General features: G+C 73.3%; 11 protein-coding genes and 1 pseudogene. 6 read left to right on the forward strand and 6 right to left on the reverse strand.

Annotated features, from left to right (window positions below):
* Positions 1–158: 158 nt before the first annotated feature.
* Complete coding sequence (locus tag EAD96_RS22925) at positions 159–842, reverse strand: response regulator transcription factor (protein WP_121685729.1); 684 nt, start codon at positions 840–842, stop codon at positions 159–161.
* Between the two features lie 21 nt (positions 843–863).
* The gene (locus EAD96_RS22930; RefSeq protein WP_233586131.1) at positions 864–2,036 is read right to left on the reverse strand and encodes a cell wall metabolism sensor histidine kinase WalK; all 1,173 of its coding nucleotides are present in this window, start codon (positions 2,034–2,036) and stop codon (positions 864–866) included.
* Positions 2,037–2,357: 321 nt separating this feature from the next.
* On the opposite strand from EAD96_RS22930, the gene phoU reads away from it, so the two are divergent.
* Positions 2,358–3,002, forward strand: coding sequence for a phosphate signaling complex protein PhoU (phoU, locus tag EAD96_RS22935; protein WP_121685730.1), 645 nt, complete (start codon positions 2,358–2,360; stop codon positions 3,000–3,002).
* Positions 3,003–3,049: 47 nt separating this feature from the next.
* Here phoU and EAD96_RS22940 read toward each other — a convergent pair whose 3' ends face one another.
* Positions 3,050–3,817 (reverse strand): phosphoglyceromutase, encoded by a 768-nt coding sequence (locus tag EAD96_RS22940; protein ID WP_121685731.1) that lies wholly within the window; start codon positions 3,815–3,817, stop codon positions 3,050–3,052.
* 152 nt (positions 3,818–3,969) lie between these two features.
* Between EAD96_RS22940 and EAD96_RS22945 the strand changes: the two genes are divergently transcribed.
* Positions 3,970–5,295 carry an MFS transporter gene (locus EAD96_RS22945; protein WP_121685732.1) on the forward strand — a complete coding sequence of 442 codons (1,326 nt, stop codon included), beginning with the start codon at positions 3,970–3,972 and terminating at the stop codon, positions 5,293–5,295.
* Between the two features lie 80 nt (positions 5,296–5,375).
* Positions 5,376–6,632, forward strand: a complete 1,257-nt coding sequence (locus EAD96_RS22950; protein WP_121685733.1) for an MFS transporter — start codon at positions 5,376–5,378, stop codon at positions 6,630–6,632.
* 408 nt (positions 6,633–7,040) lie between these two features.
* On the opposite strand, the pseudogene EAD96_RS31625 reads toward EAD96_RS22950, so the two are convergent.
* Positions 7,041–7,400, reverse strand: a pseudogene (locus EAD96_RS31625) (hypothetical protein); the annotation flags it as partial.
* Between EAD96_RS31625 and EAD96_RS31630 the strand changes: the two are divergent.
* Entirely contained in the window at positions 7,360–8,142 is a 783-nt protein-coding gene (locus EAD96_RS31630) for a hypothetical protein (RefSeq protein ID WP_233586130.1), read from the forward strand. The pseudogene EAD96_RS31625 and the gene EAD96_RS31630 sit on opposite strands and share 41 nt — an antisense overlap.
* Before the next feature lie 82 nt (positions 8,143–8,224).
* Here the strand turns inward: EAD96_RS31630 and EAD96_RS22960 are convergent, their stop codons facing one another.
* Together EAD96_RS22960 and mshA are read right to left on the reverse strand one after the other, a co-directional pair.
* The gene (locus tag EAD96_RS22960) at positions 8,225–8,758 is read right to left on the reverse strand and encodes a YbjN domain-containing protein (protein WP_013288782.1); all 534 of its coding nucleotides are present in this window, start codon (positions 8,756–8,758) and stop codon (positions 8,225–8,227) included.
* A gap of 51 nt (positions 8,759–8,809) precedes the next feature.
* The gene (gene mshA, locus EAD96_RS22965) at positions 8,810–10,171 is read right to left on the reverse strand and encodes a D-inositol-3-phosphate glycosyltransferase (RefSeq protein ID WP_121685735.1); all 1,362 of its coding nucleotides are present in this window, start codon (positions 10,169–10,171) and stop codon (positions 8,810–8,812) included.
* Positions 10,172–10,342: 171 nt separating this feature from the next.
* On the opposite strand from mshA, the gene EAD96_RS22970 reads away from it, so the two are divergent.
* Both EAD96_RS22970 and EAD96_RS22975 read left to right on the forward strand, forming a co-directional pair.
* Positions 10,343–11,107, forward strand: coding sequence for an SDR family NAD(P)-dependent oxidoreductase (locus tag EAD96_RS22970; protein WP_121685736.1), 765 nt, complete (start codon positions 10,343–10,345; stop codon positions 11,105–11,107).
* A gap of 56 nt (positions 11,108–11,163) precedes the next feature.
* The gene (locus EAD96_RS22975) at positions 11,164–11,946 is read left to right on the forward strand and encodes a class I SAM-dependent methyltransferase (protein WP_121685737.1); all 783 of its coding nucleotides are present in this window, start codon (positions 11,164–11,166) and stop codon (positions 11,944–11,946) included.
* Positions 11,947–11,951: the final 5 nt, after the last annotated feature.

Genomic DNA, 11,951 nt, shown 5'->3' on the forward strand with positions numbered 1-11,951 from the left:
GGGCGGCCGGGACGGGCCGAGATCCGAGGTCCGTCGCGGCGATCTTGGAGTTGTGGCAGCTTGCGAAAGTGCCTGAACCGGGCATGTCGTGGCGCCACAACTCCAAGATCGACGCGGGCGGGGCAGCGGAGGGCGCCGAGTGCGGCGCGGAGGGGGGATCAGGGCTCGAACTTGTAGCCCAGGCCTCGGACCGTGACGATGTAGCGCGGGGCGGACGGCTCCGGCTCGATCTTGGAGCGCAGCCGCTTCACGTGCACGTCGAGCGTCTTGGTGTCGCCCACGTAGTCGGCGCCCCAGACCCGGTCGATCAGCTGACCCCGGGTGAGCACCCGCCCGGCGTTGCGCAGCAGCAGCTCCAGCAGCTCGAACTCCTTGAGCGGGAGCTGCACGCCGGTGCCGCCGACGGTCACCACGTGCCGTTCGATGTCCATCCGGACCGGGCCGGCGGCGAGCGTCGGCGCGCCCGTCTCGTTCGACTCGGCGCTCTGCCGCCGCAGCACCGCCCGGATGCGGGCGACCAGTTCACGCGGCGAGTACGGCTTGGTCACGTAGTCGTCGGCGCCGATCTCCAGGCCGACCACCTTGTCGATCTCGCTGTCGCGCGCGGTGACCATGATGATCGGCACGTGCGAGCGCTGGCGGAGCTGCCGGCAGACCTCGGTGCCGGACATCTCCGGCAGCATCAGGTCGAGCAGCACGATGTCGGCGCCGGTCCGGTCGAACTCGGTGAGGGCGGCGGGGCCCGTCGCGGCGACGGAGACCTCGAAACCCTCCTTGCGGAGCATGTAGGACAGGGCGTCGGAGAACGACTCCTCGTCCTCGACCACCAGTACGCGGCTCAACGGGTGTTTCCTTTCCTGTGGTCAGGCCTGCCGGAGCTCGGCCGGGCCGGCCTCGATCCCAGCGGAGGCGAGTGTCGCCTCCAGGTCGTCCGGGGGGCGTGCGGGCAGCCGGAGGGTGAACGTCGACCCCCCACCAAGGGTGCTCGACACCTCCACCCGGCCGCCATGGTTGCTGGCGATGTGCTTGACGATGGCCAGGCCCAGGCCGGTGCCGCCGGTCGCCCGGGAGCGGGCCTGGTCGGCCCGGTAGAACCGCTCGAAGATCCGGTCGACCTCGTTCGGGGCGATGCCGATGCCCTGGTCGGCCACCGCGATCTCGACGTGCTCCTCGGTGCCGGTGACAGTCACCCGGACCGTGGTGTCCTCGCCGGAGTAGGTGATCGCGTTCTCCACCAGGTTCGCCACCGCGGTGGCGAGTTGGCTGTCGCTGCCGTACACGGTGCGGCCCCGCTGCCCGCCGACGGCGATCTCCACCCGGCGTGCGGTGGCGGCGGTGCGGGTGCGGTCGACGACCTCGGCGAGCACCCAGTCGACCGAGACCGGCTCGGGGGCGGGCTGCGGTTCGGCGCCCTGGAGGCGGGTCAGTTCCAGCAGTTCCTGCACCAGGCGGCCGAGGCGGGTCGACTCGTGCTGGATCCGCTCGGCGAACCGCCGCGCGGCGACCAGGTCCTCGGACAGGTCGGGCGCGCCGCCGGCGGCCGGTTCGGTGGCGTCGACGAGCGCCTCGGCGAGCAGTTGCAGCGCGCCGATCGGCGTCTTCAGCTCGTGGCTGACGTTCGCCACGAAGTCCCGGCGCACCCGCGCGAGACGGTGCGACTCGGTGACGTCGACCGCCTCGATCGAGATGTAGCCGGAGCCCAGTCCCATCGCCCGCAGGTGCACGCCGAGCGGGTTGTCCCCGCCGCCGTCGCGGCCCCGGGGCAGGTCCAGCTCTATCTCGCGCCGCACGCCCGTGCGGCGGACCTGCCCGGCGAGGGTACGGATCAACGGGTGCGCCGCGATCGAGCCGGGTGTCGCCCCGGTACGGAGCAGACCCATCGCCCGGGCGGCCGGGTTCACCAGCACCGGCACGTCGTCCGGGCCGAGCACCACCACGCCTGCGCGCAACGAGTCGATCGTCTTGCGGCCGAGCCCGGATAGGCCCCCCTGCTGGTCGTCCGGAATCGTCGTCCTCCCTGCGTCACGACGGAGGATCCCGCCGCCCCGCGGCGCCCGGCGGCGCCGCCATTCGTCAACGGGTCCGGACAGCAGCGCCCCGGCGACCAGCCCGGTCACCAGCGCTCCGGCCACCACGACCGCCACCGCCCATTCCACCCGGCGATCGTAGGGTCATTGTTAACCCGGGGATCGGGCACAAAGGGACGAACCACTCTCGCTTTCGGCAAAGTTCACCTGCGGGCCCCGCGTCGTTCATCCACGTTCACCCTGGTGCCGACCGTCCGGCCTAGCGTGGGGCGCGCACCTGCTCCTGCCGTACCCCGTGGGGGTGGCGGCCACCGACCCCAGGAAGTGACGATGCGCGACGAGTTCCGGGCCGACCTGCAGATTGTCAGCCAGTTGCTGGTGGACATGGCCGAGGCGGTACGCGCGGCCATGCGGCAGGCCACCAAGGCGCTGCTCACCGCCGACCGGACGGCCGCCGAGACGGTGATCGCGCGGGACGCCGAGATCGACGACCTCTACCGGCACGTGGAGGAGCGGGTCTGCGACCTGCTGGCCCGGCAGGCGCCGGTGGCCTCCGACCTGCGGGCGATGATCACCGCGTTGCACGTGGCAGCCGATCTGGAGCGGATGGGCGACCTTGCCGACCACGTGGCGAAGACGGCCCTGCGCCGGCACCCGTCCCCGGCGGTGCCGGCGGAGCTGCGGCCGGTCTTCACCGACATGGCCGGGATCGCCGACCGGATGGCCGAGAAGATCGGCTCGGTGCTGGCCGAGCCGGACGCCGCCGTGGCCGCCGAGCTGGACGGCGACGACGACGCGATGGACGACCTGCACAAGAACCTGTTCGGCGTGCTGCTCGGCGACGACTGGCCGTACGGGGTGGAGACGGCGATCGACGCGACGCTGCTGGGCCGCTTCTACGAGCGTTTCGCCGACCACGCGGTGAACGCGGGCGAGCACGTGGTCTACCTGATCACCGGTTCGACGTCCGGCTGAGAACCGCGGGCGGGGCCGCCTCGGGGGGAGGCCCCGCCCGCGCCGTCTCAGCGGCCCTGGTTGGCGACCGCGGCGGCGGCGGCCTTGGCCGCCTCCGGGTCCAGGTACGTCCCGCCGAGCACCTGCGGACGCAGGTCGGCGTCCAGGTCGTAGCGCAGCGGGATGCCGGTGGGGATGTTCAGCTTGGCGATCGCGTCGTCGGAGATCTGGTCGAGGTGCTTGACCAGGGCGCGCAGCGAGTTGCCGTGCGCGGCCACGAGCACCGTCCGGCCGGCCAGGATGTCCGGCACGATCGAGTCGTACCAGTAGGGCAGCATCCGTTCGACCACGTCCTTCAGGCACTCGGTGCGCGGCATCAGCTCGGTCGGCAGCAGCGCGTACCGGGGGTCGCCGACCTGCGACCACTCGTCCGCGTCGTCGATCGGAGGCGGCGGCGTGTCGTACGAGCGGCGCCAGAGCATGAACTGCTCCTCGCCGTACTCGTCGAGGGTCTGCTTCTTGTCCTTGCCCTGCAGGGCGCCGTAGTGGCGCTCGTTGAGCCGCCACGACCGGCGCACCGCGATCCAGTGCCGGTCGGCGGCGTTCAGCGCCAGCTCGGCGGTGCGGATGGCCCGGCGCATCAGGCTCGTGTGCACCACGTCCGGCAGCAGGTCGTGCTCGCGCAGCAGTTCGCCGCCGCGCCGCGCCTCGGTCTCCCCCTTGGCGGTCAGGTCGACGTCGACCCAGCCGGTGAAGAGGTTCTTGGCGTTCCAGTCGCTCTCGCCGTGCCGCAGCAGGACCAGCGTCCCGACGGTGGGCCCCTCGCTCGCAGTCATGCCGATCATCCTGCCGTACCGGCCGGGCGGACACGCGGCGACCTGTGGTGACGACCACCACGTGGAAATCCTGATGACCACGGCTCCGGCCCGGCACTAGGTTGTAAGGCGTTCTGATCAGGTCGGTCATTACCAAGCGGGGGGGCGTCGGGATGCGGACGGTACGGGGCTGGTTCCAGGACACGGCGGGTGGCCTGCCACGGACGTTCTGGTACCTCTGGGCCGGCACGCTGATCAACCGGCTCGGCTCGTTCGTCCTGATCTTCCTGGCCATCTACCTGACCCAGGAACGCGGCTTCTCCGCCTCCCAGGCCGGTCTGGTGATCGGCCTCTGGGGCGCCGGCGGCGCGGTCGGCACCACCATCGGCGGCACCCTGACCGACCGCTGGGGACGGCGGCCCACGCTGCTCGCCGCACACGTCGGCGCGGCGGGCATGATGATCGCGCTGGGCCTCGCCCGTCCGCTGTGGGCGGTGGCAGTGGGCGCGCTGCTGCTCGGCGCGTTCGCCGAGGCGGCCCGCCCGGCCTTCGGCGCGATGATGGTCGACGTGGTGCCGGACAAGGACCGGCTGCGCGCCTTCTCGCTGAACTACTGGGCCATCAACCTCGGGTTCGCCTGCGCCGCCGTGCTCGCCGGCTTCGCCGCCCAGGGCAGCTACCTGCTGCTGTTCCTGGTGAACGCGACCACCACGCTGGTGACCGCACTGATCATCTTCGCCAAGGTCGGCGAGACCCGCGGCCCGGTCACCGCGCTCCCGGTCAAGGGGATGCCGGCGCCGGCCGGCGCGCTGCGCACCATCCTCGCCGACCGGGTGTTCCTCGGTTTCGTCGCGCTCAACCTGCTCGCCGCGCTGGTGTTCCTCCAGCACATCTCGATGCTGCCGATCGCCATGGGCGACTCCGGGCTCAGCCCGGCCACGTACGGCTCGGTGATCGCGCTCAACGGCGTGCTCATCGTGTTCGGCCAGCTCTTCGTACCCCGGCTCATCAAGGGCCGCAGCCGCTCGCACGTGCTGGCGCTCGCGGCGCTGGTGATGGGCGCCGGGTTCGGGCTCACCGCGCTCGCCGACACGGTCTGGCTCTACGGCCTGACCGTGCTGATCTGGACCCTCGGCGAGATGCTCAACTCCCCGTCCAACGCAACCCTGATCGCGGAGCTGTCGCCGGCCGCGCTGCGCGGCCGCTACCAGGGCGTCTTCTCGCTGTCCTGGCAGCTCGCCGGTGCCGCCGCGCCGATCCTCGGCGGCCTGGTCCGCGAGCACGCCGGCAACAGCGCGCTCTGGCTCGGCTGCGCGGGCATCGGCGTCGTGGCGGCGGTCGCCCACCTGATCTCCGGCCCGGCCCGGGAGCGCCGCGCGGTCGAGCTGCGCGCCGTGGGCACGCCCGTCACGCCGGTCACCGCCACCGCATCCCCGGCGCCCGAGGCGGGCGAGGCCGCAGCCACCGCACCCGCCGCCCCGGTCCGGTCCGGTTCCTGAGTACGCCCCGGCGCGACCGCACCGAGGCGGGTGGATACGGTACGGGACGGAATCGGTAAGGAAACCTTCCTGGAGGACGTGTGCGCGGCCTGCGGCGCTGGTGGGACGACACGGCCGGCGGACTGCCCGCCACGTTCTGGTACCTCTGGTCCGGCCTGATGATCAACCGGGCCGGCGCGTTCGCGCTGCTGTTCCTGTCGCTCTACCTGACCGCCGCGCGGGGCGCCCCGCCGTCGCTGGCCGGGCTGGTGGTCGGCGCGTACGGGATCGGCGGCGCGGCCGGGACGCTGCTCGGCGGTGTGCTGGCCGACCGGTGGGGCCGCCGGGCCACGCTGCTCGCCGCCCACGTCGCCGCCGCCGGGCTGATGGCGGCGCTGGCGTTCACCACGCACCTGGCGGTGATCGCCGTACTCGCCACGCTGGTCGGGGTGGCGCACTCGATGCCCAGCCCGGCGTTCGTGGCCGCCATCGTGGACGTGGTGCCCGAGGCGCGCCGCTCCCGCGCGTTCAACCTCCAGTTCTGGGCGTTCAACCTGGGCATGGCGGTGGCCTCGCTGCTGGCCGGCATCCTCGCCGAGGCGAGCTTCACGGCGCTGTTCCTGGTCGACGCCGGTGCCACGCTGGCGGCGGCGGTGGTGATCGCGCTGAAGGTGCCGGAGACGCTCACCCGGCGGCCGGCGCCCACGCCACGGGCGGTGGCGGGACGCCGTCCCGGTCTGCACACCGCGTTGACCGACCGCACCTTCCTGGTGTTCGTCGGGCTGACGTTCCTGCTGGCCGTGCTGACCATGCAGACCTCCACGATCATGCCGCTGGCGATGCGCGAGGACGGTCTGCGCCCGTCGGCGTACGGGCTGGTGGTGGCGCTCGGCGGGGCGCTGATCGTGGTCGGGCAACTGTTCGTGCCCCGGCTCATCGAGCCGTACCGGAAGTCGAGCGTGCTGGCCGTCTCCACCGGCCTGATGGCGCTCGGGTTCGGCGCGCTGACGGTGGCCGACGGGCTGCCGCTCTACCTCGGCGCGGCGGTGGTCTGGACGGTCGGGCAGATGCTCGCCGCGCCGCCGAACGCGCAGATCAACGCGGACCTCGCGCCGCCCGAACTGCGCGCCCGCTACCAGTCGGTGTTCTACCTGACGTTCCCGGCCGCGTCGTTCGTGGCGCCGGCGCTCGGCGGGCTCAGCCTGGAACACCTGGGCGAACGGCACTGGCTGGTGGTGGGCGCGCTCGGACTGCTGGCCGCCGCCGGGCACCTGCTCGCCGGGCCGCGCCGGGAGCGGCGGGTGGCCGCGCTGCGGGCCGCGGCGCGGCGGCCCGGGACCGTCGGGTCCACCCGCTGACGGGATCCGGGGACAGGCTGCCGGGCTGACCGCCCCGGAGACAACGGCAGAGCGCCCACCCCGACCCCCGTCGAGATGGGCGCTCGTACCGTACGCCCGGCGGCGGCGGGCGACACTCACCCCCGTAAGCGTCGCCCGCTCGCGCCGCCGGTTCCACGGGCGGCACCGTCCCCCAACGGTGTGCTCCACCCGATCTTCGCATCTCGCCTGCGCGGATCTGATCGATCCACCGCTCCCCCGAACGGAAACAAGCGTGACGCGGTGCAATAAAGTTAGTTCGCCCGGATTCCGGATTCAACCCAGAACGCTGTCTTGCCCGTCACAGCACCTGTGTCGCAAACCCGGCTGTCCGTGCTGTCGTCCCTGGAATGGCAAACACGGGGTTCCCGTCGGCCATTCCCGCAAACCTCAGCCGTCCTCGCGATTCGGGTTCTCGGTCCGGAAGAAGTTGCTCTGCCGGCCGTCCCGCATCTGCTCCTGGTAGATCAGGTTCAGCCGTCGCAGGTCGAACGTGCGGAACCAGTCGTCCCAGGTGATCTCGCGGATCCGGCTGCTCTCCCGGTACCCGGGGATGTTGAACGTCAGCACCCCGGGCCGGCCCTCGCGCTCGGTGCCGGCGATGGTGGCGGGCTTCGCGCCCCGCGCCCGCGCCCAGCGCTGGATCACCTCGTGGTTACGGGTGACCAGGCTCCGGCCCGGACGCTCCGGCCGGTCCGCCGGTGACGTGATGAGCTGCGACGATCCGATCGACCGGCTGGACGCCGGCCCACGGGTCGGCGCCGTCTGCGCGCTCGGCGCCTTCCGGGCCGGCGCCGCCTTGGCCCGTGACGGAGCCGCATTGGCCCGCGAGGGGGCGGCCTTCGCCCGTGACGGGGCTGCCTTGGCCCGCGACGGAGCGGCCTTCGCCCTCGACGGGGCCGCCTTCGCCCGAGCGGGCGCGGCCTTCGCGCGGGACGACGCAGCCTTCGCGCGGGACGTCGTCGCCCGCGACGAGGTCGCCCTGGCCCGGGCCGGAGCCGCCTTAGCGCGCGCCGGAGTGGCCTTCGCGCGGGACGAGGTCGCCTTCGCCCGCGACGGGGCCGCCTTGGCGCGCGACGGGGCCGCCTTGCGCGTACCCGTCGCCTTGGCCCTGGCACCGGTGGCGCGTGCGGCCGGCGCGGCCTTGGCCGGCGACGTGGCGCCCCGGCGGGCCGACGTGGTCCGCTTCGCCGCCGTGGTCTTCTTGGCGGCGGTGCTCTTGCGGGTCGCCGACGGCCGGCCCGCCGGGCCGGTGCTCCGCCGGGCGGCGCCGCCCTCCCCGCGCATGCTTCGCGCCAGGGTCTTCACCAGTTCCGGCTTCCGCAGCGCGGAGATCCCCGAGACCCCGCGCCGCCGGAGCTGGCTGCGGATGTCGTCGACCTTCATCCGGGAGATCGCCGACTCCGACACCCCCGGGGTGTTCGGCGTCTGGTTGCCGGTTTGCCGCTTGGTCCGAGTCGCAGTCGTGCCGCGACCTGAGCTGTTGCGCTGAGCCATGGGAAACGCTCCTCGACAGTCCGTCCTCGGCCCGCGGTGGGTCCCAGTGCTCCGCACCGCGCGGGGCGGCATACCCGTCAGGAGGGCTCCGAACCTCCGGCGGACGATCCGGCAGTCGCGGACGGCTCGAAGAGGTGCGCGAACGCGGCCAGATTGGCTGTCGACTCACCGCGCTTGACCCGCCACTCCCACTCCCGGCGGATCGCGGTGCCGAACCCGATCTCCAGCATGCTGTCGAACGACTCGTCGGCGTACGTCAGCACGGAACCGAGCAGCCGGTCCAGCTCGTCGGCGTCGATCCCGGCCAGGTTGACCCGCCCGGTCAGGTAGACGTCGCCGACCGAGTCGATGGAGAACGAGACGCCGTACATGCGGGCGTTGCGCTGGAGCAGCCACGCCCACAGCTCCTCGCGGCGCTCGTCGGGCTGGCGCATCACGAACGCCTCGACCCGCAGCGCGTGCTCACCCACGATCAGGTTGCAGATCGTCTTGAGCTTGTGCGTGCCGGGCAGCGTCACCGCGTACGACGCCTCGCCGGTCGACTCCCACTCCAGCTCACGCTCCGCGCAGACGGACTCGATCAGCGCGGCGACCTCACTCCTGCGGCTCATCGCACCCACTCTACGACCGGCGCACCGGGGCCGCCCGGTGGCCGGTGGAGATCACCAGGAGCACAGCGCGGCCGGTTCGCCGAGCCGCCGCGCCAGCCGGGCCCGATGCTCGGTGATCGCCTCCCCGTAGACCGCGAGCAGGCCGGAGGCGGTGCGGTGCCAGGAGAAGTCCCGGGCGTGCCGCTCGGCGCCCCGGCTCAGCGCGGCACGGCGTACCCGGTCGGGCAGCAGCCGGGCCATCGCGCGGGCCCAGTCGACCGGGTCGTGCCCGTCGATGAGCATGCCGCTGACGCCGTCGCGTACCGCGGTGACCAGGCCGCCCACGGCGGCGGCCAGCACCGGCGTGCCGCACGCCTGGGCCTCCAGCGCGACCAGCCCGAACGACTCGTTGTGCGACGGCACCGCGACCAGGTCGGCGGCGCGGTAGAGGGCGGGCAGGTCCGCGCCGGTCTGCGGCGGGAGGAAACGCACCCGGTCGGCGATGCCGAGCGCGTGCGCGAGTTCGATCAGCGCGGTGGGCCGGTCCAGGCCGGTGCCGCTCGGCCCGCCGCAGATCACCACGGTCAGCTCGTCGGCCAGCGCCGGATCCCGCTCACGCAGCGCGGCGGCGGCGCGGACCAGCACGTCCGGCGCCTTGAGCGGCTGGATCCGGCCGACGAACGCGACCACGTACCCGTCGGCCGGCAGGCCGAGCCGGCGGCGCGCGGCCCAGGTCGCCAAGTCCCGGTCGCCCGCGGCGGGACGGAACCGGTCCAGGTCGACGCCGGGTTCCACGACCGCCACCCGGTCCGGGACGGCCGCGTACCGGTCGAGCAGGTCGCGGGCCTCGACCCGGGTGTTGGCGACCAGCCGGTCCGCCTCGGTGACCACCTGCTCCTCGCCGATCACGCGCGCCTTCGGCTCGGGGCGATCCCCGGCGGCGAGGCGGGCGTTCTTGACCTTGGCGAGCGTGTGCGCGGTGTGCACCAGCGGTACGCCCCAGCGCTCCTTGGCCAGCCAGCCGACCTGGCCGGAGAGCCAGTAGTGCGAGTGGATCAGGTCGTAGTGGCCCGGCGGGCGGGCCGCCTCGGCCCGCAGCACCCCGGCGGTGAAGGCGCAGAGCTGACCCGGCAGTTCCTCCTTGGTCAGCCCTTCCAGCGGCCCCGCGGTGACGTGCCGGACGGACACCCCGGGCGCCACCTCGACCACCGGGGGCAGGTCACCGGCGGTGGCCCGGGTGAAGATCTCCACCTCGACGTCGGCCTCGGCCAGCCGCCGGGCCACCTCCAGGATGTAGACGTTCATGCCGCCCGCGTCACCCGTACCGGGCTGGTGCAGCGGGGACGTGTGCACCGACAGGGTGGCGATACGGCGGGGCCGCGGCCACGGAAGGGCACCTCGCTGACGACCGACACCGGTGTGCAAATCCGCCACGTCCGCTCCCTCTGTCACGGTTGATGCCGTCCCGCACGACCGGCGCTTCTCGGTCAACCCGTGTGCCGGATGTCATCTTCCCCATCGGGGTACGGAAATGCTTTGCGCCGGGTCCCGGGCGTGACGGACCTCATCCCGCCGCCCGGCCCGGCGACGGGAGACAATGACCGGATGACTTCAGTCGCCATCGTCACCGGGGCGTCCAGCGGGATCGGCGCGGCCACCGCTCGCCGGCTCGCCGCCGAGGGATTCCACGTGCTGGCCGCCGCCCGGCGTACCGACCGGCTGGCCGCGCTCGTGGCCGAGATCGAGGCGGCCGGCGGCGCCGCGACAGCGGTGGCCTGCGACGTGACCTCGGACGAGTCGGTGGCCGGCCTGGCCGCCGCCGCCGAGGCCGCACCCGGTCCGGTCACGCTGCTGGTGAACAACGCCGGCGGCGCCCGCGGCCTCGACCCGGTCGAGACGGCCGACGTGGGCGACTGGCAGTGGATGTACGACGTGAACGTGCTCGGCACGCTGCGCGTCACCAAGGCGCTGCTCCCGGCGCTGGAGCGCTCCGGCGCCGGCACGATCGTGATCGTCAGCTCCACCGCCGGGCACGTGGTCTACGAGGGCGGCGGCGGCTACACGGCCGCCAAGCACGCGCAGACCGCGGTCGCCGGCACGCTCCGGCTCGAACTGTGCGGCCGACCGGTGCGGGTGATCGAGATCGACCCCGGCATGGTGAAGACCGAGGAGTTCGGCCTGGTCCGCTTCGACGGTGACGCCGACCGGGCCGAGGCGGTCTACGCCGGAGTCGCCGAACCGCTCGTCGCCGACGACGTGGCCGACTGCGTCGCCTGGTGCGCGACCCGCCCGCACCACGTCAACGTCGACCGGCTCGTGGTCCGCCCGCTGGCCCAGGCCGCGCAGCACAAGGTGCACCGGACGTCGTGAAGCGCGAGGAGTGAGCCGGTCTTGCGAGCCCCGCAGTCGCTGACCCGGAGGCACTAATGGAGCGTCCGCTCGGCGTGGCCACCCGGGGCACCACCAACCCCAACCGGCTCCGGCGGGTGGACAACTGGATCGTCGAGACCTGCGGCGACGCGCTGCGCGCCGCCGCCGACCCGCTCGTGGTCGACCTCGGCTACGGCGCCACCCCGGTCACCCCCGTCGAGCTGCGCGCCCGGCTGGCCTCCGGGGTCCGCGCCGACGTGCGGGTGGTCGGCCTGGAGATCGATCCGGTACGCGTCGCCGCCGCCCTGCCCGCCGCCGACCCGCCCGGACTGACGTTCACCAGGGGCGGCTTCGAACTGGCCGGAATGCGTCCCGCGCTGGTCCGGGCGTTAAACGTCCTCCGCCAGTACGACGAGAGCGAGGTGGCCGACGCCTGGCGTACCGTCACCGGGCGGCTCGCGCCGGGCGGGCTGCTGGTCGAGGGCACCTGCGACGAGCTGGGCCGGCTCGGCTCCTGGGTGCTGCTCGACGCCACCGGCCCGCGCACGCTCACCCTGTCGGCGAAGCTGATCACGCTGGAGACCCCGGCGACGCTCGCCGAGCGGCTGCCGAAGGCGCTGATCCACCGCAACGTGCCGGGCGAACGCGTCCACGACCTGATCGAAGCGCTGGAGCACGCGTGGCGCTCGGCCGCCGGTTACGCCCCGTTCGGCCCTCGTCAGCGCTGGCTGCGCACGGTCGAGGCGGTGAAGGAGTCAGGCTGGCCGATCCAGGACACCCCCCGCACATGGCGCCACGGCTACCTGACGCTCCCCTGGCCCGCCATAGCCCCCCGCTGACCCAC

It is taken from the genome of Micromonospora sp. BL1 (genome assembly GCF_003667485.1).
Taxonomy (GTDB): domain Bacteria; phylum Actinomycetota; class Actinomycetes; order Mycobacteriales; family Micromonosporaceae; genus Micromonospora; species Micromonospora tulbaghiae.